The sequence below is a fragment of the Mycobacterium sp. genome, from assembly GCF_049608025.1.
Taxonomy (GTDB): Bacteria; Actinomycetota; Actinomycetes; order Mycobacteriales; family Mycobacteriaceae; genus Mycobacterium.
In genome coordinates, this window is the sequence record NZ_JBMYXC010000003.1 from 18,477 (window position 1) to 39,469 (window position 20,993).

20 protein-coding genes are annotated in these 20,993 nt (G+C 64.3%); 14 read left to right on the forward strand and 6 right to left on the reverse strand.

What is annotated here, in order from left to right:
• Positions 1–207: 207 nt before the first annotated feature.
• The 6 genes from rpsL to ACPGXI_RS01740 all read left to right on the forward strand — a co-directional run bounded on the left by rpsL (position 208) and on the right by ACPGXI_RS01740 (position 7,201).
• The gene (gene rpsL / locus ACPGXI_RS01715) at positions 208–582 is read left to right on the forward strand and encodes a 30S ribosomal protein S12 (RefSeq protein ID WP_319456790.1); all 375 of its coding nucleotides are present in this window, start codon (positions 208–210) and stop codon (positions 580–582) included.
• Positions 582–1,052 (forward strand): 30S ribosomal protein S7, encoded by a 471-nt coding sequence (gene rpsG / locus ACPGXI_RS01720; RefSeq protein ID WP_526649175.1) that lies wholly within the window; start codon positions 582–584, stop codon positions 1,050–1,052. Before rpsL ends, rpsG begins: the two co-directional genes overlap by 1 nt.
• Positions 1,053–1,138: 86 nt before the next feature.
• Positions 1,139–3,241: an elongation factor G gene (fusA, locus tag ACPGXI_RS01725; protein WP_526649176.1), complete on the forward strand. Its 2,103-nt coding sequence runs from the start codon at positions 1,139–1,141 to the stop codon at positions 3,239–3,241.
• An 89-nt stretch (positions 3,242–3,330) separates the two neighbouring features.
• Positions 3,331–4,521: an elongation factor Tu gene (gene tuf / locus ACPGXI_RS01730; RefSeq protein ID WP_526649177.1), complete on the forward strand. Its 1,191-nt coding sequence runs from the start codon at positions 3,331–3,333 to the stop codon at positions 4,519–4,521.
• Between the two features lie 420 nt (positions 4,522–4,941).
• The gene (locus tag ACPGXI_RS01735) at positions 4,942–6,198 is read left to right on the forward strand and encodes an arginine deiminase (RefSeq protein WP_526649178.1); all 1,257 of its coding nucleotides are present in this window, start codon (positions 4,942–4,944) and stop codon (positions 6,196–6,198) included.
• Between the two features lie 169 nt (positions 6,199–6,367).
• Complete coding sequence (locus ACPGXI_RS01740) at positions 6,368–7,201, forward strand: mycofactocin-coupled SDR family oxidoreductase (RefSeq protein WP_526649372.1); 834 nt, start codon at positions 6,368–6,370, stop codon at positions 7,199–7,201.
• Between the two features lie 17 nt (positions 7,202–7,218).
• On the opposite strand, the gene ACPGXI_RS01745 is transcribed toward ACPGXI_RS01740, so the two are convergent.
• The 4 genes from ACPGXI_RS01745 to ddaH are packed head-to-tail and all read right to left on the reverse strand — an operon-like array spanning position 7,219 to position 11,781.
• Entirely contained in the window at positions 7,219–8,100 is an 882-nt protein-coding gene (locus tag ACPGXI_RS01745) for a universal stress protein (protein ID WP_526649180.1), read from the reverse strand.
• Positions 8,097–9,578, reverse strand: coding sequence for an amino acid permease (locus ACPGXI_RS01750; RefSeq protein ID WP_526649182.1), 1,482 nt, complete (start codon positions 9,576–9,578; stop codon positions 8,097–8,099). Before ACPGXI_RS01750 ends, ACPGXI_RS01745 begins: the two co-directional genes overlap by 4 nt.
• Positions 9,579–9,610: 32 nt before the next feature.
• Positions 9,611–10,918: an ornithine--oxo-acid transaminase gene (gene rocD, locus ACPGXI_RS01755; protein ID WP_526649184.1), complete on the reverse strand. Its 1,308-nt coding sequence runs from the start codon at positions 10,916–10,918 to the stop codon at positions 9,611–9,613.
• Between the two features lie 2 nt (positions 10,919–10,920).
• Positions 10,921–11,781 (reverse strand): dimethylargininase, encoded by an 861-nt coding sequence (gene ddaH, locus ACPGXI_RS01760; RefSeq protein ID WP_526649186.1) that lies wholly within the window; start codon positions 11,779–11,781, stop codon positions 10,921–10,923.
• Between the two features lie 114 nt (positions 11,782–11,895).
• Between ddaH and ACPGXI_RS01765 the strand changes: the two genes are divergently transcribed.
• Positions 11,896–12,342 (forward strand): Rv2324 family transcriptional regulator, encoded by a 447-nt coding sequence (locus ACPGXI_RS01765; RefSeq protein ID WP_526649188.1) that lies wholly within the window; start codon positions 11,896–11,898, stop codon positions 12,340–12,342.
• Between the two features lie 70 nt (positions 12,343–12,412).
• Positions 12,413–13,588 (forward strand): NAD(P)/FAD-dependent oxidoreductase, encoded by a 1,176-nt coding sequence (locus ACPGXI_RS01770; RefSeq protein ID WP_526649190.1) that lies wholly within the window; start codon positions 12,413–12,415, stop codon positions 13,586–13,588.
• A gap of 2 nt (positions 13,589–13,590) precedes the next feature.
• On the opposite strand, the gene ACPGXI_RS01775 is transcribed toward ACPGXI_RS01770, so the two are convergent.
• Together ACPGXI_RS01775 and mftR are read right to left on the reverse strand one after the other, a co-directional pair.
• Positions 13,591–15,114, reverse strand: a complete 1,524-nt coding sequence (locus ACPGXI_RS01775; protein WP_526649192.1) for an exopolysaccharide biosynthesis polyprenyl glycosylphosphotransferase — start codon at positions 15,112–15,114, stop codon at positions 13,591–13,593.
• 112 nt (positions 15,115–15,226) lie between these two features.
• Positions 15,227–15,820, reverse strand: a complete 594-nt coding sequence (gene mftR / locus ACPGXI_RS01780; protein WP_526649194.1) for a mycofactocin system transcriptional regulator MftR — start codon at positions 15,818–15,820, stop codon at positions 15,227–15,229.
• Positions 15,821–15,923: 103 nt separating this feature from the next.
• On the opposite strand from mftR, the gene mftA reads away from it, so the two are divergent.
• The 6 genes from mftA to mftF all read left to right on the forward strand — a co-directional run bounded on the left by mftA (position 15,924) and on the right by mftF (position 20,984).
• Positions 15,924–16,016: a mycofactocin precursor MftA gene (mftA, locus tag ACPGXI_RS01785; RefSeq protein ID WP_526649196.1), complete on the forward strand. Its 93-nt coding sequence runs from the start codon at positions 15,924–15,926 to the stop codon at positions 16,014–16,016.
• A gap of 14 nt (positions 16,017–16,030) precedes the next feature.
• Positions 16,031–16,327: a mycofactocin biosynthesis chaperone MftB gene (mftB, locus tag ACPGXI_RS01790; protein WP_526649374.1), complete on the forward strand. Its 297-nt coding sequence runs from the start codon at positions 16,031–16,033 to the stop codon at positions 16,325–16,327.
• Positions 16,328–16,332: 5 nt separating this feature from the next.
• Positions 16,333–17,526: a mycofactocin radical SAM maturase gene (mftC, locus tag ACPGXI_RS01795; protein ID WP_526649198.1), complete on the forward strand. Its 1,194-nt coding sequence runs from the start codon at positions 16,333–16,335 to the stop codon at positions 17,524–17,526.
• A gap of 4 nt (positions 17,527–17,530) precedes the next feature.
• Entirely contained in the window at positions 17,531–18,706 is a 1,176-nt protein-coding gene (gene mftD / locus ACPGXI_RS01800) for a pre-mycofactocin synthase MftD (protein ID WP_526649200.1), read from the forward strand.
• A gap of 110 nt (positions 18,707–18,816) precedes the next feature.
• On the forward strand, positions 18,817–19,575 hold the full coding sequence (mftE, locus tag ACPGXI_RS01805) for a mycofactocin biosynthesis peptidyl-dipeptidase MftE (protein WP_526649376.1): 759 nt from the start codon (positions 18,817–18,819) through the stop codon (positions 19,573–19,575).
• Positions 19,572–20,984 carry a mycofactocin biosynthesis glycosyltransferase MftF gene (gene mftF / locus ACPGXI_RS01810; RefSeq protein WP_526649202.1) on the forward strand — a complete coding sequence of 471 codons (1,413 nt, stop codon included), beginning with the start codon at positions 19,572–19,574 and terminating at the stop codon, positions 20,982–20,984. The genes mftE and mftF overlap by 4 nt, the downstream gene beginning before the upstream one ends.
• The last annotated feature ends 9 nt before the right edge of the window (positions 20,985–20,993 follow it).

The window sequence follows — 20,993 nt, forward strand, 5'->3', positions numbered from 1 at the left end:
AACTTCGCATGCCCGACATGCTTTGGAAGTGCGGGCGCCGCCTCGATATTTCCTCGGCGGCTGGTGCGACACGCCCGGCCCCGGGGTAACCGGGCGGGGCGAAACTGCAGCATACGAGAACTTCAGGACACGAGAACTTCAGAAGCACGACCGAATGACGCGCCACAAGACGAGCAACACAGCACGAGCTACACAGGAAGCCGGTACATGCCAACCATCAACCAGCTGGTCCGCAAGGGTCGCCGCGACAAGATCGCCAAGGTGAAGACGGCGGCCCTCAAGGGCAGCCCGCAGCGCCGTGGCGTGTGCACCCGCGTGTACACCACCACCCCGAAGAAGCCGAACTCTGCGCTTCGTAAGGTCGCTCGCGTCAAGCTGACCAGCCAGGTCGAGGTCACCGCCTACATCCCCGGCGAGGGCCACAACCTGCAGGAGCACTCGATGGTGCTGGTGCGTGGCGGTCGTGTGAAGGACCTCCCCGGCGTGCGCTACAAGATCATTCGCGGCTCACTGGACACCCAGGGTGTCAAGTCCCGTAAGCAGGCGCGCAGCAAGTACGGCGCCAAGAAGGAGAAGAGCTGATGCCGCGCAAGGGTCCCGCGCCTAAGCGTCCGTTGGTCAACGATCCGGTCTACGGGTCCCAGCTGGTCACCCAGCTGGTCAACAAAGTGTTGCTGGATGGAAAGAAATCGCTGGCCGAACGCATCGTCTACGGTGCGCTCGAACAGGCCCGTGACAAGACCGGCAGCGATCCGGTGGTCACCCTCAAGCGTGCTCTCGACAACGTCAAGCCCGCCCTCGAGGTCCGCAGCCGCCGGGTTGGCGGTGCCACCTACCAGGTGCCCGTCGAGGTGCGCCCGGAGCGCTCGACCACGCTGGCCCTGCGCTGGCTGGTCGGCTTCTCCAAGGCCCGCCGAGAGAAGACCATGGTCGAGCGGCTGGCCAACGAGATCATGGACGCCAGCAACGGCCTCGGTGCTGCCGTCAAGCGGCGTGAGGACACCCACAAGATGGCCGAGGCGAATAGAGCCTTCGCGCACTACCGCTGGTGATTGATCTCGCCGGTTCCCCTGCAAGAAGTGGTCCGGCGAGCGCATAAACACATCTGACTAGCAAGCGAAAGAGTGGGAACCTAGCTGTGGCACAGGACGTGCTGACCGACCTCACGAAGGTCCGCAACATCGGCATCATGGCGCACATCGATGCCGGCAAGACGACGACGACCGAGCGCATCCTCTACTACACCGGCATCAGCTACAAGATCGGTGAAGTGCACGACGGTGCCGCGACGATGGACTGGATGGAGCAGGAGCAGGAACGGGGTATCACCATCACCTCGGCCGCGACGACCTGCTTCTGGGACGGCCACCAGATCAACATCATCGACACCCCGGGCCACGTCGACTTCACCGTGGAAGTCGAGCGCTCCCTGCGGGTGCTTGATGGCGCAGTCGCCGTCTTCGATGGCAAGGAAGGCGTCGAGCCACAGTCCGAGCAGGTCTGGCGCCAGGCCGACAAGTACGACGTTCCGCGCATCTGCTTCGTCAACAAGATGGACAAGATCGGCGCCGACTTCTACTTCTCGGTGCAGACGATGGAAGATCGCTTGGGCGCCAACGTCATCCCGATCCAGCTGCCGATCGGCTCCGAGGGTGACTTCGAGGGCATCATCGACCTGGTCGAGATGGATGCCAAGGTCTGGCGCGGCGAGACCAAACTCGGCGAGACCTACGAGACCATCGACATCCCAGCTGAGCTGCAGGACAAGGCCGACGAGTACCGGACCAAGCTGCTCGAAGCGGTGGCCGAGACCGATGACTCGCTGCTGGAGAAGTACTTCGGTGGAGAGCAACTGTCCATCGAGGAGATCAAGGGTGCGCTGCGCAAGCTCACCATCAACTCCGAGGCTTACCTGGTTCTGTGTGGCAGCGCGTTCAAGAACAAGGGTGTTCAGCCCATGCTCGACGCGGTGATCGACTACCTGCCCACCCCGCTGGATGTGCCCGCCGCTGTCGGTCACGCGCCCGGCAAGGAGGATGTCGAGGTTTCCCGCGCGCCGTCGACCGACGAGCCGTTTTCGGCACTGGCCTTCAAGGTTGCCACCCACCCGTTCTTCGGCAAGCTCACCTACGTCCGCGTGTACTCGGGCAAGGTCGACTCCGGTTCGCAGGTCGTCAACGCGACCAAGGGCAAGAAGGAGCGTCTGGGCAAGCTGTTCCAGATGCACTCGAACAAGGAAAATCCCGTCGACGCGGCTGCAGCCGGCCATATCTATGCGGTGATCGGCCTGAAGGACACCACCACCGGCGACACGCTGTCCGACGCGAGCAACCAGGTCGTACTCGAGTCGATGACCTTCCCCGATCCGGTCATCGAGGTGGCGATCGAACCCAAGACCAAGAGCGACCAGGAGAAGCTCAGCCTGTCGATCCAGAAGCTGGCCGAGGAGGATCCGACCTTCAAGGTGCACCTGGATGCCGAGACCGGCCAGACGGTGATCGGCGGTATGGGCGAGTTGCACCTGGACATCCTGGTGGACCGGATGCGCCGGGAGTTCAAGGTCGAGGCCAACGTCGGCAAGCCTCAGGTCGCCTACAAGGAGACCATCAAGCGCAAGGTCGACAAGGTCGAATTCACCCACAAGAAGCAGACGGGTGGCTCGGGCCAGTTCGCGAAGGTCATCATCTCCCTGGAACCGTTCAGCGGCGAGGACGGTGCCACCTACGAGTTCGAGAACAAGGTCACCGGCGGCCGCGTCCCGCGCGAGTACATCCCGTCGGTGGACGCCGGCGCCCAGGACGCCATGCAGTACGGCGTGCTGGCCGGCTACCCGCTGGTGAACGTGAAGGTCACCCTTCTCGACGGGGCGTTCCACGAGGTCGACTCGTCGGAGATGGCGTTCAAGGTGGCCGGCTCCCAGGCGCTGAAGAAGGCCGCGAACCAGGCCCAACCCATCATCCTGGAACCGATCATGGCCGTCGAGGTCATCACACCCGAGGACTACATGGGTGAAGTGATCGGTGACTTGAACTCCCGCCGTGGTCACATCCAGGCCATGGAGGAGCGCAGCGGTGCTCGCGTCGTGAAGGCGCATGTACCGCTATCGGAGATGTTCGGCTACGTCGGAGACCTTCGGTCGAAGACTCAGGGCCGGGCGAACTACTCCATGGTGTTCGACTCGTACGCAGAGGTTCCGGCGAACGTGTCGAAGGAGATCATCGCGAAGGCGACGGGTCAATAACCTGACCCGTCGGCATTGCGGCGATCAGCAACTGCAAAGATCAACTCTGCTTTACAAGAAGCACCAACACAGTCCAGGAGGACACAGAAGTGGCGAAGGCGAAGTTCGAGCGGACGAAGCCGCACGTCAACATCGGGACCATCGGTCACGTTGACCACGGCAAGACCACACTGACTGCAGCAATCACGAAGGTTCTGCACGAGAAGCATCCCGAGTTGAACGAATCGCGCGCATTCGACCAGATCGATAACGCGCCTGAGGAGCGTCAGCGCGGTATCACGATCAATATCTCCCACGTGGAGTACCAGACCGAGAAGCGTCATTACGCACACGTCGACGCCCCCGGTCACGCTGACTACATCAAGAACATGATCACCGGTGCCGCCCAGATGGACGGCGCGATCCTGGTGGTGGCGGCCACCGACGGCCCGATGCCGCAGACTCGCGAGCACGTGCTGCTGGCCCGTCAGGTCGGCGTGCCCTACATTCTGGTGGCGCTGAACAAGGCCGATATGGTCGATGACGAGGAACTCATCGAGCTCGTTGAGCTGGAGGTCCGCGAACTGCTGGCCGGGCAGGATTTCGACGAGGAAGCCCCGGTTGTCAAGGTCTCGGCGCTCAAGGCGCTCGAGGGCGACGAGAAGTGGGTCAAGTCCATCGAGGAGCTCATGGACGCCGTCGATGAGTCGATCCCGGATCCGGTCCGCGATACCGAGCGGCCATTCCTGATGCCCGTCGAGGATGTCTTCACGATCACCGGTCGTGGCACCGTGGTCACCGGCCGTGTCGAGCGCGGCATGGTCAATGTGAACGAGGAAGTCGAGATTGTCGGTATCAAGCCGACCAGCACCAAGACCACGGTCACCGGTGTGGAGATGTTCCGCAAGCTGCTCGACCAGGGCCAGGCCGGCGACAACGTCGGTTTGCTGCTGCGCGGCATCAAGCGCGAGGACGTGGAGCGCGGCCAGGTTGTGATCAAGCCGGGCACCACCACCCCGCACACTGAGTTCGAGGGCCAGGTCTACATCCTGTCCAAGGACGAAGGTGGCCGTCACACGCCATTCTTCAACAACTACCGTCCGCAGTTCTACTTCCGCACCACCGATGTGACCGGAGTGGTGACGCTGCCGGAAGGCACCGAGATGGTGATGCCCGGTGACAACACCGACATCTCCGTGGTGCTGATCCAGCCCGTCGCCATGGACGAAGGCCTGCGCTTCGCGATCCGCGAGGGCGGCCGGACCGTCGGTGCCGGTCGGGTCACCAAGATCATCAAGTAGGTTCCAGCTACCGAGAGTGGCGCTCACCCGACACGGTGGGCGCCACTCTTCGTGTCGGCACCCGGTTCCCGGCGAGCGCGCGTGTCGGCACCCGGTTCCCGGCGAGCGCGCGTGTCGGCACACGACACGCCGCGATCCACCGGCATTTCTCGCGCCTTCGTCGCGAGCGAGCGAGCTGTAACGCGCGCGAGCGAGCTGTAACGCGCGCGATGAACCCGACGATGTAGGTACGACGGCCGTCGAGGGGTCGGCCGGTTTTCTTCGCGTGAGGGCTTGATATGACAAGACTTGACGTCTGGTTTCCGCCGCGCTGCGCTATGTCACGTCCACCGAACTCATGTCGGCCCAGTGGATTGATAGACCACAGTTGACCGCGAGTCCCACTCGCGACGAAGGAGGGGCAATCGAGAGGATCGATCCATGATGAATTCCGTGGCGCCAGCGGCTTCCTACGGCGTTTACTCCGAGGTGGGAAAGCTGCGTAAGGTCCTGGTGTGCTCGCCGGGCTTGGCCCACGAGCGCCTCACCCCGACCAATTGCGACGACCTGCTCTTCGACGATGTGCTCTGGGTGCAGAACGCCCGCCGCGACCACTTCGACTTCATGGACAAGATGCGCGATCGCGACGTCGACGTTGTCGAGTTGCACGACGTACTCGCCGAGACGATGCAGATCCCGGAGGCCAAGGCCTGGTTGTTGGACCGCAAAATCGTGGCCAATCAGGTGGGCCTCGGGCTGTTGGAGGACACCCGGGGCTTCTTGGACTGCCTGCAGTCGCATCGCTTGGCGGAGCTGCTGATCGGCGGGATGTCGACCCGCGACCTGCCCGCCGACCTGGGTGCCGGGTACCGGACGCTGGTGCGGGAGGACACCGGGGTCGCCGAGTACCTGATGCCACCGCTACCCAACACCCTGTACACCCGTGACACGACGTGCTGGATCTACGGCGGGCTCACGCTGAACCCGCTGTTCTGGCCGGCACGCCACGACGAGACGCTGTTGATGAAGGCGATCTACGAGTTCCATCCAGACTTCGTCGGATCCACGGTGTGGTGGGGTGATCCCGAGAAATCCTGGGGGCTGGCCACCATCGAGGGTGGCGATGTGCTGGTTCCGGGCAACGGGGTGGTGCTCATGGGGATGAGTGAGCGTACGTCGCGCCAAGCCATCACCCAGGTTGCGGCCGACCTGTTTGCGAAGGGCGCCGCTGAAAAGGTGGTCGTTGCAGGCATGCCGAAGCTGCGTGCCGCCATGCACCTGGATACTGTCTTTACCTTCGCCGACCGCGACGTGGTCACGGTCTATCCTGAGATCGTCAACGGCATAGCCTCTTTCACTCTTCTCCCGAGTGACAGCGCGGTTGGTGTCGAGGTTATTGAGGAGAGCAAGCCGTTCGTCGAAGTCGTGGCTTCGGCGTTGGATGTGCCGGCATTGCGGGTCGTCGAAACCGGCGGGACCAAGTACGACTCGGAACGTCAGCAATGGGACAGCGGAAACAACCTCGTGGCCGTCGAACCGGGAGTGGTGTTCGCTTATGACCGCAACACCCACACCAACTCCCTGCTGCGCAGGGCAGGTATCGAGGTGATCACCATCGTTGGTGCAGAACTCGGTCGCGGCCGCGGCGGCGGGCACTGCATGACGTGCCCGATCATGCGCGACGCGCTGGATTCCTGACAGACGACCGTGCTCTAGAACGTGTTCTAGTTCTGCTGCTAGCCTGATGCTGCTTTGGCCCACACTTTGTGAGTGAGCGCGCGGCGGTCAGGCTGCGACGGCGTCTGCGGGTGCGGGCGCGCGGGTTCGCGAAGAAATAGGAGGAAGAGTCGTGACAGCTGAAGGGCCTCTGGATGGTCGCGTCGCATTCATCACCGGAGCGGCGCGCGGACAAGGTCGTGCGCACGCTGTCCGACTGGCGCGCGAGGGCGCCGACATCATCGCGATCGATGTGTGCGGGTCGGTATCGGATGCCATCACCTACCCCATGCCGACAGCCGAGGATCTGGCCGAAACTGCGCGAATGGTCGAGGCCAACGGGCGCAAGGTGATCGTTGGTGAGGTCGATATTCGTGACCTCGAGGCGCAGCAGCAGGTGGTTGCCCGGGGAATCGAACACTTCGGCCGACTGGACATCGTCGTGGCGAACGCGGGCATCCTGAGTTGGGGCCGGATATTCGAGATGTCCGAAGAGCAGTGGGACAGTGTCATCGACGTCAACCTCAACGGCACCTGGCGCACCATCCGCGCCGCGGTTCCGGCGATGATCGAGGCCGGCAACGGGGGGTCGATAATCATCGTGAGCTCATCGGCAGGCACCAAGGCCACCCCGGGCAACGCCCACTATGCAGCCTCCAAGCACGGGCTCGTGGCGATCACCAACTCTCTGGCCATCGAAGCGGGTGAGTTCGGGATTCGGGTCAACTCGATCCACCCCTATTCGGTCGACACGCCGATGGTCGAGCCCGAAGTGATGATGGAGATCTTCGGGAAGTACCCGGCCTTCCTTCACAGCTTCTCGCCGATGCCTTACCGTCCGGTGAACCACAACGCCAAGAAGGGCCTACAGGAATTCATGGCGCCGGAAGAGGTTTCAGACGTGGTGGCCTGGCTGGCCGGTGATGGGTCCGCGACGATATCCGGTTCCCAGATCGCGGTCGACCGTGGGACCGCGAAATACTGAGGCCGCAGCCAAGTCGGTCAAGCGGGCAGCATCAACACCGGAACAGGGCTGTGTCGGATGATTTTGGCGCCGTGCGAACCAAGGAACACCCCTTTGATATCGCGGCGTGACGTCGTACCCAGTGCCAGCACGTCACCCTCCTCCCATACGGTGGCGTCCAGCGCCTGATCCCAGCCGTTGCCCGTGATGACCTGTAGCTCAACGTCTTCACCGACGACCTTGTCGGACTTGAGCTTTGCCGTGATTTGCCGCAGCTGAGAGGCCCAGGCGTCGAGCAGTGAGTCCTCGGCGTGCAATCCCACCTGCGGGGGGAACATGGTGCGCCCCCGGATGGCGTAGCTCACGACGCGAAGCGGCAGACCGAGCGCCGCGGTGAGCGCGGTGACGCGCTCGACTACCCGTATTGACTCCGGTGTGCCCGAGTAGGCGCATGTGATCCTCCCCAACGCGCCCGAGCGTGATCCGCGATAACCGCGCGGGCTCAACGCGACCGGCACCGGAGAGGCATGCAGTAACCAATCGGTGGTGGACCCCAGAACCACCTGCCCGAGCGCACCGCCGGCCGAAGATCCGACGACGAGCACGTCGGGACCGACGCGCTCGACGGCATCCAGCAGTCCGTCTCCAGCGGTACGACTGGATACCTGGAGAAAGCCGACCTCCAGATCTGGAGCCGCGGTATCGAGGTACTGTCGTGCCTCGCTCTCGGAGTCGGATGCCAATTGGTGTGCGTAAGCAGCGAACTCGGCGTCGACCCGGGCGGGAGATGGGGTCATCCACGGCCTGGGCACTACCGCGGTCACGAACAGCGATGTCTTGAGCGATCGCGCCATTTCCACGGCCAGATTGAGGGGCGCGTGCCCGCACTTCCCAGCTAGGTAACCCGCCAGGACCGTCACTTCAGGTCCTCGACATCCGTTACGGCCGAGAAGATTGTGCCGTCGCCGCTGTGGCCCAGCGCGCTGCGGTGCCTGCTCCAGAACGCCCAGAACAGCAGGGCAACGCCGACCCAAGCGCCGAACGCGATCCATGTGTACCAGTGCAGGCCCCACAGCACCAGGAGGCATGCGGCCACCGAGAGGATCGGCGTGATGGGGTAGAAGGGCACCTTGAAACCGCGCTCCAGGTCAGGCTCGCGGACCCGTAAGACGATGACACCGATGGACACCGTGATGAATGCGATCAGCGTGCCGATGGACACCATGTCGAGTAGATTTCCCAGCGGAACGAAGCCGGCCAGGAGTGAACACACGACGGCCACGATGACGGTGTTGTTGACTGGCGTCATCGTGCGGGGATTGACCTTGGCGAACAGCGACGGGAGCAGACCGTCGCGACCCATCGCGAACAGAATGCGGGTCTGCCCGTACATCACCACAAGTGCGACGGAGAAGATGGAGATGACCGCGCCGGCCGCGAGGACCGTGCTGGCCCACGTGCTGCCGGTGATGTTCTCCAAGATCACCGCCAGGCCGGCTGTGGATTGCTCGGGTGAACCGAATTCTGCGGTGGGCTGCGACCCGAGTGCGGCGAACGCCACCAGCACATAGAAGCTGGTGACAATGATCAGTGCGGCCAGGATCGCGCGTGGCATGGTCTTCTGAGGATTTTTCACCTCGTCGCCGGCGGTGGAGACGGCGTCAAGTCCGATGTAGGAAAAGAAGATTCCGCTTGCGGCGAGGGTGATCCCGGAGAAGCCTGCGTCCCAGAACCCGGCAAAATGGTCGGAGTTGTATGCCGTGAGGGCAATGACCACGAACAGCAGCAGCACGCCGAGTTTGATGACGACCATGATCGTGTTGACAACGGCGGACTCACTGGCGCCGCGAATCAACAGCACTGCGCACATGACGATCAGCAGGACTGCGGGCAAGTTGATGAGGCCGCCCGCATCGTCCCACGGTGCAGCCGAGAGTACCTCGGGAACTTGCACGCCGAAAAGGTTGTCCAGCAGCTTGTTCACATAGCCGCTCCAGCCGACGGCGACCGCGGAGATGGACACGCCGTATTCGAGGAGCAGGCAGGCGCCGATACCCATCGCGACGAACTCGCCAAGCGTCGTGTAGGCGTAGGAGTAGCTCGATCCCGACACCGGCACGGCCGAGGCCATCTCCGCATAGCAGATGGCCGACAGGCCGGCGGCGATACCGGCGATGATGAATGAGATGATCACCGCCGGACCGGCTTCGGGCACCGCCTCGGACAGAACGAAGAAGATACCGGTGCCGACGGTGGCGCCCACGCCGAACATCGTCAACTGGAAGGTGCCGATGCTGCGCTCGAGGTTTTCGGAGGCGCCGTGGGCGACCGGGGCGCCGATCGCGGGGCGTCTTCTGAGCATCTGCTCGGCGAGGCTTATCGGCGACGGCGCGGGCATGAAGCCTCCTGATCGTGGGCGGCAGTACTGACCTAGTGTGAACCCGTTTCGGTCAGAACGCCTGCTAACTGATCAACAGCCCAGTCAATTTCGTCTGCAGTGATTACCAGTGGCGGGGCGAACCGCAGCGTCGACCCGTGGGTGTCCTTCACCAGCACGCCGCGATCGGACAGCTTCAGACTGATCTGTTTGCCGGTGCCGTGCACCGGGTCGACGTCGACGCCGGCCCACAGCCCTTTTCCGCGTACCGCGATCACGCCGTGGCCGATGAGGCCTCGTAGCCGCGTGTGCAGGTGTGCACCGAGTTCGGTTGAGCGGGACTGGAATCCGCCACGAAGGAGCATATCGACCACGGTGGCTCCGATCGCCGCCGCCAGCGGATTGCCGCCGAAGGTCGAACCGTGCTCGCCGGGTTGCAGCACTGAGAGGATGTCCCGGTCGGCGACCACCGCGGAGAGCGGAACGACGCCTCCGCCGAGGGCCTTGCCCAGCAAGTAAACATCGGGCACGACGTCCCAGTGATCGCAGGCGAAGGTACGGCCGGTGCGGGCGAGCCCGGACTGTATCTCATCTGCGATCAGGAGAACATTGCGCTCAGTACACAGGGCGCGCACCCGTGGCAGGTAGTCGTCGGGCGGCACGATGATCCCCGCCTCGCCCTGGATGGGCTCGATCAGCACGGCGACGGTGTCATCGTCGATCGCGTCGGCCATGGCGGCTGCGGACGGATCTTCGGGGCCGAAGGGTACCGAACGAAAACCGGGGGTGTAGGGACCGAAGCCCCGGCGCGCAGTGTGGTCGTCGGAGAAGCTGATGATTGTCGTGGTACGTCCGTGGAAGTTGTTGCGCGCTACGACGATATTGGCCTGCCCGGCGGGAACACCTTTGACTTCGAGCCCCCACTTACGGGCGATCTTGATGCCGCTCTCCACCGCTTCGGCGCCGCTGTTCATGGGCAGCGCCATGTCTTTTCCGCACAGTGCGGCCAGGGCCTCGCAAAACGGGGCGAGGCGATCAGAGTGAAAGGCGCGGCTGACCAGGGTCACGGTGTCCAGCTGCGCGTGGGCGATCGCTGTGACCTCCGGATTTCGGTGGCCGAAATTGACCGCGGAGTATGCGGCGAGGCAGTCCAGATAGCGACGGCCCTCGATGTCGGTGATCCAGGCGCCTTCAGCGCTGGCGGCCACGACGGGAAGCGGCGAGTAGTTGTGCGCGACATGGCGGTGGTCGAGTGCGATCGCGGCGCCGGAATCCGTCGTCGTGGCATCCACCGTAGAGCTGCCTCCAGCGGGGCTTCCGTCGCTTCCAGCGGGGGTTGCGTTGCTTCCGGCAAGGGTCATCGTCATGAATGTATCTCCAGTGTGCAGCATTTGACGGATCCGCCACCCTTGAACAGTTCGGACAGGTCCACTGCGACCGGCCGGAAACCGGTCTGTCGGAGTTGTTCGGCGAAGCCGGTGGCGGCGGCGGGCAGGACGACGTTGAGGCCGTCGGAGACGACGTTGAGGCCGAGGACGTAGGCGTCGGCGCTGGTCACCTCGATGGCGTCGGGGAACAGTTGGGTCAGCATCGTGCGGGAACGCGGGGCGAACGCCGGCGGGTAGTAGGCGATGGTGTCCTCATCGAGGACGGCCAGCGCGGTATCGAGGTGATAGAAGCGAGGGTCGACGAGTTCCAGGCTGACGACCGGCATTCCGAGGTGTCCGGCGACCTCGTCGTGGGCGCGTCGGTCTGTGCGGAAGCCATGGCCGGCCAGGATGGTCGAGCCGACCAGCAACAAGTCGCCCTGCCCCTCGTTGACGTACCGGGTCCGGGAGGGTGGATAGCCGTTGCAGAACATCCAGTCGGCATGAGCGGTGGACTCGCCGGCGCGCTCGGCATGGGCGAAACGGGCGACCACCGCCTTGCCGTTGACGATGAATCCGCCGTTGGCGGCGTAGACCATGTCCGGCAGGCCTGCCACCGGTGCGACGAGTTCGACGGTGTGCCCGAGCTCGGCGTAGGTCTGTCTCAGCGCCTCCCACTGTTGGAGAGCGCGCCGGGGATCGACTGAGGTCGAGGTGTCCATCCACGGGTTGATGACGTACTCGACGGCGAAAAATCTCGGTGCGGCCATGACATAGCGGCGCGGCCGGGCCGACCGCCGGGTGGTGACATCGGTGATGGGGGACGCAACGACCCCGTCGATATCGGAGAGCGACATGGCAATAACGATATGGAACCCAGGCTACGCAATCAATCGCCAGTTGTTGCGCAGTAAGGCTTAATAAGTTGCGTAGAATAAACAATTGCAGCGATTCATTGCGCTAGGAGGGTCATGGACCGTTTGGACGAGACCGACGAACGCATCCTGAACGAGTTGGTGGAACATGCCAGGGCGACGTTCGCCGAGATCGGGCAGCGGGTGAATCTGTCGGCACCCGCGGTCAAGCGGCGGGTCGACCGGATGCTCGACAGTGGTGTCATCCGGGGTTTCACCACCATCGTCGACCACACTGCATTGGGCTGGACCACTGAGGCCTACGTCCAGGTGTTCTGCCACGGCACCATTGCCCCTGACGCGCTTCGTGCGGCGTGGAAGGACATTCCCGAGGTGGTGAGTGCCGCCACCGTCACCGGCACCTCAGATGCCTTGCTGCACGTGCTGGCCCGTGACATGGGCCACCTCGAGGAGGCTCTCGAGCGCATCCGCGCGAGCGCCGATGTCGAGCGCAGCGAAAGCACCGTCGTGCTGTCCAACCTGATCGAGCGTGCGCAGGGTTGAGTTCCGGGCCCCGAAGCTCGGTAGGCGGGGTAATGCACATCGGTCCCACGTGATCGTGTAGAACACCCACGTGAGCACATCATCGGGTGTCGTGATCGTTGGTGGCGGGCTGGCCGCTGCCCGCACGGCCGAGCAATTACGTCGTTCCGAGTACGCCGGAGCCATCACGATCGTCAGCGATGAGAGCCACCTGCCCTACGATCGGCCGCCGCTGTCCAAGGAAGTACTGCGTTCTGAAACTGATGACGTCACACTCAAGCCGGCCGAGTACTACGCAGAGAAAGACATCACGGTGCTGCTCGGCAACGCAGTCACTTCGGTGGACACGACCGCGCAGACCCTGAAACTCGCCGATGGCACTGAACTGCCCTACGGCGAACTGGTGATAGCCACCGGTCTGATACCCAGACGCATTTCTTCGTTCCCGGACCTGGCCGGCATCCACGTCCTGCGCTCATACGAGCACAGTCTTGCGATGCGCGAGGCGGCGGGCAGCGCCCGCCGCGCCGTCGTGGTGGGGGCCGGATTCATCGGGTGTGAAGTGGCCGCCAGCCTGCGCAGTCTCGGCGTTGATGTGGTGCTGGTGGAACCGCAGCCGACACCGCTTGCCTCGGTGCTGGGCCAGACGATCGGTGAACTGGTGACCAGGCTGCACCGCGCCGAGGGCGTCGACGTCCGCTGCGGCGTGAGCGTTTCGGAGGTCAGTGGACAGGGCCGGGTGCAGAAGGTCACGCTCGGTGATAGCACGGAAGTGGATGCCGATCTGGTCATCGTGGGCATCGGCTCCCATCCCGCGACGGGGTGGCTCGAGGGGAGTGGGATCGAGGTCGACAATGGCGTGGTCTGCGATGGGGTGGGCCGCGCGAGTGCGCCCCACGTTTGGGCCATCGGGGATGTGGCCTCCTGGCAAGACGACGTGGCAGGCCAAGTGCGCGTTGAGCATTGGAGCAATGTCGCCGACCAGGCTCGGACTCTGGTGCCCGCGCTTCTCGGTATTGATGCCCCTTCGACGGTCCCGGTGCCGTACTTCTGGAGTGACCAGTACGATGTCAAGATTCAGTGCCTGGGCGAACCCGAGGCCACCGATACCGTCCATGTCGTCGAGGACGACGGCCGCAGGTTTCTGGCCTATTACGAGCGCGACGGTGCACTGGCCGGTGTGGTCGGGGGCGGAATGCCGGGCAAGGTGATGAAGGCCAGATCGAAGGTCGCCGCGGGTGCGCCGATCGCCGAGGTCCTGGGCTGAAGTCAGTCTTCCCCGCTGCGCAGCGCCGTCAATAAGGTCAGCACCAAGATCTTGAAGTCCAACAGCAGCGACCAGTTCTCGATGTAGTAGTTGTCGAACTCAGCCCGGTCGGCGATTGAGGTTTGCCCCCGCAGGCCGTGTACCTGCGCCCATCCGGTGATGCCGGCCTTGACCCGGTGCCGGTCGCCGTAGCGCCGCAAGTTCGTCTCGAACAGTTCGACGAACTCGGGCCGCTCGGGACGGGGACCGACCAGACTCATGTCGCCGCGCAGCACGTTGAGTAGCTGAGGCAACTCATCCAACGAAGCCTTACGCATGATCCGCCCGACGAAAGTGCGCCGGTCGTCGCCTTCCACACCCCCTGGTGCCGAACCCGTTCGGAGAGCGAAGGACTCGCTTCCAGGACCCAGGCAACGCATGCTCCGGAACTTCAGACAGCCGAAGACCTTGCCGTCACGTCCCACGCGCTCCTGACTAAAGAAGATCGGACCGCGGGAAGTGAGCTTGACCAGCAGTGCCAGGCCTAGGAACAGCGGTGAGATCAACACCAATCCCGCCCCGGCCGCTACTCGGTCGCAAGAGTGTTTTAGCGCAAACTGCCAGCCCTTCGGGTTGACGTGGCAGAGCATCATCAATGGTACGCCACCCAGGTGCTCGACCCATGTGCCGCCGCCGACGGCGTCCATCAGCCGAGGTACGACGCGCACCCGAATGCCGAGGCTCTGTGCCAGCTGCGCGGTACGAGCAAGCTGTTCGTCCGACGCTGACGACGGCGCGACAATGAGCTCTGCAGCGGCGGTCAGGCGCGCGGCGGCCGCGAGATTGTCGGTCGTCCCGCAGTACGGCACATTCAATGAGTCCGCGGCTGATGGCGGCCTATCATCGAGTAGACCAACAGGATTCAGGCCGTATTCCGGGACCTGACGCATGCGCGTGATCAGCTGTTGAGCGATGGGGCCGGAGCCGATGATGAGCGCCGGACTGCCGAAGCGGAATCTCCTCCGCAGGTGCCGCTGCAACAGCGACTTGGTCAGGCGCACCACGGGCATCACAACGGCCGCGCAGACCCACAGCTTGAGCACCATCTCGCCGGGCCGGACATGGGGGACAGCAAGTTCGCTCGCGTGGAGCGGAGGAACGAGCAGCAGGGTGATCATCAGCGTCGCCAGCGCGGCAACCGCGATGGACGATTCCAGCGATTCGGAGGCGTGGGCGAAACGCTGGTTCAACCTGCGCCGGTACATCGACCGCATGGCCAACACGACCACGACGATCGGCACGAAGAGCCATGCGTAGCGGGCGACATTGCGATCCGACGCACTACCGGTTATCCACCACTGGGCCAACAGGACTGCCGATGCGGCCGAACAGATGTCGAGCCCCACCGCCAGCCCGACGTTCGCGGGGGCGCCGCGCAGGCGCCCGATCCAGCTGTTGGAGATCTGGGCGTGAGATCGGACCTTCGGCGGGGCCAGTGCGGCGCGTTGGCCGGGCTGCACCACCGCTTCGGTGTCCAACTGTTGCACGCGCCAATCGTCTAGAAGGATCCGTGGAATCAACTCTAGGGGCTCTTGCCGAATCAGAGTGCATGTGTAATGGGCGTTTCGACATGTGCGCGTGCGGGACAGGGCGTAGGGGTTAGCGCATCAGGCCGGTCAGCCCCGGAGCCAGCATGTCGAACGCGTCGCTCAGTGCGTCGGGCAGGGAGACCGTTTCGTCCCGGAGCCAGTGTTCATAGGCCGCAAGCGCGACTCCGAGCGTGGTCCACGCCACCGTCTGCGGCACCAGATCGGCGGGTGCGACACCGAGTCGACCCGCCACGAAGGTGGCCACCACAGCGCGCCATCCCGAATACATCGTCATCGAATAGGCTTGCAGAGCTTCAGTTTCCAGAATCAGTCGCATGCGCTGACGGTGCCGGTCGGTGTCATCGAACTGGTTGAACGCCAACAGCGCGGCGCGCAGTGCCTCGCGGATCGGCACGCTGGGTTCGAGGTTGTCCAGCAGTGCGCGCATATGCTCGAGATGCGCGTCGAAATCACCCCATGGCAGCGCGTTCTTCGACGGGTAGTAGCGAAACAGCGTGCGGCGCGCGATCCCCGCGGCCGCCGCAACATCCTCGACGCTGACATCGTCGAACCCCTGCGTCATGAACAGGTCGATCGCCACGTCGCTGATGTGTTCCCAACTTGTCGACCGGCGGCGACCCACGGGTGCCTTGGCAGTGTCCATCGGCACTCTCCTTTCATTCCGGCACCCGATGCCATATTGTTGCGACCTGGATCACAATTGTCGAGCCCCTACTCGGAGCCCGCATCGCAGAAAGGTGAACCCAATGGAGCCGAATCAGAGCGTGGAGACCGAGGAGATGGTCACCGAGAGCCTGGTCGAGGAAGTCTCGATTGACGGGATGTGCGGGGTCTACTGATCGTGGCCGCGCCGATGGCTGAACTCCAGCAGAACCCGACTTTCGACCCGGGCCTGCGTTGGCGTCTGCACCCCCGGGTCGCGGTGCGGCCCGAAACCTTCGGCGCGCTGCTTTACCACTTCGGTACCCGCAAGCTGTCGTTCCTGAAGAATCAGACGATCGTAGAAGTGGTCAATTCGTTGCCGGACCATCCCGACGCTCGATCTGCCTGCCTTGCCGCGGGGATCGAGGAGGCGGCCCAGGCGCCCTATTTGCACGCGCTGGGGGTACTCGCGCGGTCGGCGATGTTGGTCCATGAGGAGACACCATGACCGGGATGGAATCTCCCCCCAGGCTTGTCGATCAGTTCGAACGCGGTCTGGATGCGCCGATTTGCCTTACCTGGGAACTGACCTACGCGTGCAACCTGTCGTGCGTGCACTGTCTGTCATCTTCGGGAAAGCGGGACCCGCGGGAGCTGACCACACAGCAGTGCAAGGACATCATCGACGAGCTGGAACGCATGCAGGTGTTCTACGTGAACATCGGTGGCGGGGAACCCACTGTGCGAGCGGACTTCTGGGAACTCGTGGACTATGCGACCGCGCACCATGTGGGGGTCAAGTTCTCCACCAACGGAGTCCGCATCACCGCTGAGGTGGCAGCGAGACTGGCCGCCTGCGACTACGTCGATGTGCAGATCTCGCTGGACGGTGCAACCGCGGAAGTCAACGATGCGGTGCGCGGTCCGGGTTCCTTCGCGATGGCTACCCGCGCGCTGCAGAACCTCAAGGACTCCGGCTTCTCCGACGCCAAGGTCTCTGTGGTGGCGACGCGCCATAACATCGACCAGCTCGACGACTTCAAGGCATTGGCCGACGGGTACGGCGCGACACTGCGCATCACCCGGTTGCGGCCCTCTGGCCGCGGTGCCGACGTGTGGGACGAACTGCACCCCACGCCCGTTCAGCAGGTTCAGTTGTACGACTGGCTGGTGGCCAACGGCGAGCGGGTGCTCACCGGCGACTCATTTTTCCATCTGTCGGGGCTGGGTGATCCCGGCGCACTGGCCGGGCTGAACCTGTGCGGAGCCGGCCGGGTGGTGTGCCTCATCGATCCGGTCGGGGACGTCTATGCGTGCCCATTCGCGATTCATGACACGTTCCTGGCCGGGAATGTGCTGTCGGAATCAGGCTTTGGGACCCGCTTCCAGGATGTTTGGCAGAATTCGGAGCTGTTCCGCGAGCTGCGTGAACCGCAGTCAGCCGGTGCGTGTGGAAGCTGCGGACACTACGACAGCTGCCGCGGAGGTTGCATGGCGGCGAAGTTCTTCACCGGGCTGCCGCTGGATGGCCCGGACCCAGAATGCGTGCAGGGTTACGGCGAACCCGCTCTGGCCCGCGAGCGTGCCAAGCCCAAGTCCAGTGTCGACCATTCTCGAGCCGCCAACCGCAACACTCCCTCGGGTCCAATCCCGCTCACACTGCTGAGCGCTCCCCCCAAGAAGTTCTGCAACGAAAGTCCTGTCTGAATTCATGGCCCGCGATACCTGGTTCGAAACCGTCGCCGTCGCTCAGCAGCGCGCGAAGAAGCGGCTGCCCAAATCCGTTTACTCGTCGCTGATATCGGCCAGCGAGAAGGGAGTAACGGTCTGCGACAACGTCGAGTCGTTCGATCAACTCGGCTTCGCCCCGCATGTCATCGGTGCCACCGAGAAACGGGATATGGCGACGACAGTTCTGGGTCAAGACATTTCGTTGCCGGTGATCATCTCGCCCACCGGCGTGCAGGCTGTTGACGCCGACGGCGAGGTGGCCGTTGCGCGGGCCGCGGCCGCGCGGGGCACCGCGATGGGGCTGTCGTCCTTCGCCAGCAAGCCAGTGGAAGAAGTCGTGGCCGTCAACGACAAGATCTTCTTCCAGGCTTACTGGTTGGGCGGCCGCGACCAGATCGCCGAACGGGTGCAGCGTGCCAAAGACGCGGGGGCCGTCGGGCTCATTGTGACTACCGACTGGAGCTTCTCGCACGGCCGCGACTGGGGCAGTCCGAAGATTCCCGAGCAGATGAACCTTGCCACCATGCTGCGGATGTCTCCCGAGGTGGTTACCAAACCGCGCTGGTTGTGGGGTTTCGGCAAGGGCCTGCGCCCTCCGAACCTGCGGGTTCCCAACCTGGGCAGACGCGGCGAGGCCGGTCCCACCTTCTTCCAGGCCTATGGGGAGTGGATGGGCACTCCGCCGCCGACCTGGGAAGATATCGCCTGGCTGCGTGAGCAGTGGGGCGGGCCGTTCCTGCTCAAGGGCATGGTGCGCGTCGACGATGCCAAACGCGCAGTCGATGCCGGCGTTTCCGCGATCACCGTGTCCAATCACGGCGGCAACAACCTGGACGGCACTCCGGCCGCAATCCGCTGTCTACCCGCCATCGCGGACGCGGTGGGCGACCAAGTCGAGGTTTTGCTGGATGGCGGCATCCGCCGAGGAAGCGATGTGGTCAAGGCCGTCGCGCTGGGTGCCAGGGCGGTCATGATCGGCCGAGCCTATCTGTGGGGTTTGGCCGCCAACGGCCAGGCGGGCGTCGAGAACGTACTTGACATTCTCCGCAGTGGTGTCGACTCCGCTCTGATGGGCCTTGGCAAATCTTCGATCCATGAGCTGACCCGCGAGGACATCCTGATTCCCGACGGCTTCACCCGCACGCTCGGGGTGTGAGCCTGGTACGGGCGTGGCGCAGGGGGCTGGCGAGAATCCCGTTGGGCGACCTGGCGCCGGACGGCAGAAAGGTATTTGCCGCGGATGCGCAAACAATTGGTGCACGCCAGGTGAATTCGTCCTACCATCGTCGCGTGCCTTTTCCCAACGAGCTCGGGATTTCGACGTCAAGGCAGCTAGAGAACACGTCGCCCGCGTTGGTCGTCCCGGTCGGTTCTACCGAGCAACACGGACCTCACCTGCCGCTGGATACCGACACCCGCATTGCGACCGCGGTCGCAAACGCGCTCGTCATGCGCCTCTGTGCGGCCGATGATCGTCCGGGGAATGGATCCAACTGGCTGGTCGCCCCCGCTATCGGGTACGGCGCCAGCGGGGAGCACGAAGGCTTCGCGGGAACTCTCTCGATCGGCACGCCGGTGCTGGCGGAACTGCTGGTGGAGTTCGCCCGATCGGCGAGTCGCTGGGCCGCTCGGATGGTCTTCGTCAACGGCCACGGAGGCAATGTCGAGGCGCTGCGACGCGCGGCCAGGCTGTTGCGGGCCGAGGGGCGGGACGCGGGATGGTGTACCTGCAGCGTGAGCAACGCCGACGCACACGCCGGGCACACCGAAACATCTGTATTGCTACATATTTCGCCGGGCGTTGTCAAAGAGGATCAGCGAGTGCCGGGTAACCGCGCTCCGCTGGCGGAGCTGATGCCGGAAATGCGCCGTGGGGGAGTATCCGCCGTCAGTTCGCTGGGAGTGCTCGGGGACCCGACCACAGCGACCGCCGACGAAGGGGGGAGAATCTTTGCCGAGATGGTTGACGCATGTCTGGGAAGGGTGATCCGGTGGGCGCCCGATCATGAGGGGATGCTGAGGTGAGCGGGCCTCGGCTACCCGACGGCTTCGCCGTCCAGGTGGACCGGCGTGTGCGGGTGCTCGGGGAGGGGGCTGCGCTGCTGGGCGGCTCGCCCACCCGCCTGCTGCGTCTGGCGCCTGCCGCACAGACGATGCTCAACGGCGGCAGGCTCGAGGTGCGCGACGCCGTCAGCGCACAGCTGGCCCGGACCCTGCTGGATGCTACCGTCGCCCACCCGCGCCCGCAGAGCGGGCCGTCACACCGGGACGTCACGATTGTTATCCCGGTGCGGGATAATCTATCCGGGCTCAAGAGGCTGGTCATGGCTTTGCGGGGACTTCGGGTCGTCATCGTCGATGACGGCTCGGTGACGCCGGTGCAGGCTTCCGACTTCGAGAACATGCCCTGCGACATCCAGATCCTGAGGCAACCCCGCAGTAAGGGGCCCGCCGCCGCGCGCAATGCCGGACTGAGAGCTTGCGAGACGGACTTCGTCGCTTTTCTGGACTCCGATGTGGTGCCCCGTCGCGGATGGCTGGAGGCCCTGCTCGGGCACTTCTGCGATCCCGCGGTGGCGCTGGTGGCACCACGGATTGTCGCGCTGGATCCGTCGGACAGCGTGGTGGCTCGCTACGAGGCGGTGCGCTCCTCGCTCGATCTGGGTTTGCGCGAGGCGCCGGTGGTCCCGTTCGGAACGGTGTCCTACGTGCCCAGCGCCGCGATCATCTGCCGCCGCCGTACGTTGCTCGAGGTCGGGGGTTTCGATGAATCGCTCGAGTCGGGTGAGGACGTCGACCTGTGCTGGCGGCTAAGCGAGGCGGGCGCCCGACTGCGCTATGAACCGATTGCCGAAGTAGCCCACGATCATCGCACTGATCTGCGAAAGTGGTTCGACCGCAAGAGGTTCTACGGCAGGGCCGCAGCGCCGCTGGCAATCCGGCACCCTGGCAAGACGGCCCCCCTGGTGATTTCGGGGTGGACGTTGGTGGTCTGGATCCTGGCGGCCATCGGCTCAGGTCTGGGCTACCTGGCGTCGGGTGTCGTCGCGGGGATCACCGGCCACCGGATCGCGACGTCGCTGTCCGGCGTGCAGACCGAGCCCATGGAGGTCCTCGCCGTCGCCGCACAAGGGCTGTGGACGGCGGCCCGCCAGTTGGCGGCGGCGATCTGCCGGCACTACTGGCCGCTCGCTCTGATCGCCGCGGTGCTGTCGAAACGCTGTCGCCGCGTGGTGCTGGTAACCGCGGTGTTGGACGGAGTATTCGACTGGATCAGCCGCAACGGCAGCGCCGACGACGAAACCAAGCCGGTCGGGCTGTTCACCTATCTCCTGCTCAAGCGGCTCGACGACATCGCCTACGGCCTGGGGCTGTGGGGCGGGGTGGTGCGGGAGCGCCACGCAGGCGCACTCAAGCCGCAGATTCGCACCTGAGCGCTCCCC

What these genes read in the sequence shown, in the direction of transcription:
- rpsL (WP_319456790.1), top strand. Translation starts at nt 208, where the DNA reads ATGCCAACCATCAACCAGCTGGTCCGCAAGGGTCGCCGCGACAAGATC.
- rpsG (WP_526649175.1), top strand. Translation starts at nt 582, where the DNA reads ATGCCGCGCAAGGGTCCCGCGCCTAAGCGTCCGTTGGTCAACGATCCG.
- ACPGXI_RS01735 (WP_526649178.1), top strand. Translation starts at nt 4,942, where the DNA reads ATGATGAATTCCGTGGCGCCAGCGGCTTCCTACGGCGTTTACTCCGAG.
- ACPGXI_RS01750 (WP_526649182.1), bottom strand. Translation starts at nt 9,578, where the DNA reads ATGCCCGCGCCGTCGCCGATAAGCCTCGCCGAGCAGATGCTCAGAAGA.
- rocD (WP_526649184.1), bottom strand. Translation starts at nt 10,918, where the DNA reads ATGACCCTTGCCGGAAGCAACGCAACCCCCGCTGGAAGCGACGGAAGC.
- ddaH (WP_526649186.1), bottom strand. Translation starts at nt 11,781, where the DNA reads ATGTCGCTCTCCGATATCGACGGGGTCGTTGCGTCCCCCATCACCGAT.
- ACPGXI_RS01765 (WP_526649188.1), top strand. Translation starts at nt 11,896, where the DNA reads ATGGACCGTTTGGACGAGACCGACGAACGCATCCTGAACGAGTTGGTG.
- mftR (WP_526649194.1), bottom strand. Translation starts at nt 15,820, where the DNA reads ATGGACACTGCCAAGGCACCCGTGGGTCGCCGCCGGTCGACAAGTTGG.
- mftA (WP_526649196.1), top strand. Translation starts at nt 15,924, where the DNA reads ATGGAGCCGAATCAGAGCGTGGAGACCGAGGAGATGGTCACCGAGAGC.
- mftB (WP_526649374.1), top strand. Translation starts at nt 16,031, where the DNA reads ATGGCTGAACTCCAGCAGAACCCGACTTTCGACCCGGGCCTGCGTTGG.
- mftC (WP_526649198.1), top strand. Translation starts at nt 16,333, where the DNA reads ATGGAATCTCCCCCCAGGCTTGTCGATCAGTTCGAACGCGGTCTGGAT.
- mftD (WP_526649200.1), top strand. Translation starts at nt 17,531, where the DNA reads ATGGCCCGCGATACCTGGTTCGAAACCGTCGCCGTCGCTCAGCAGCGC.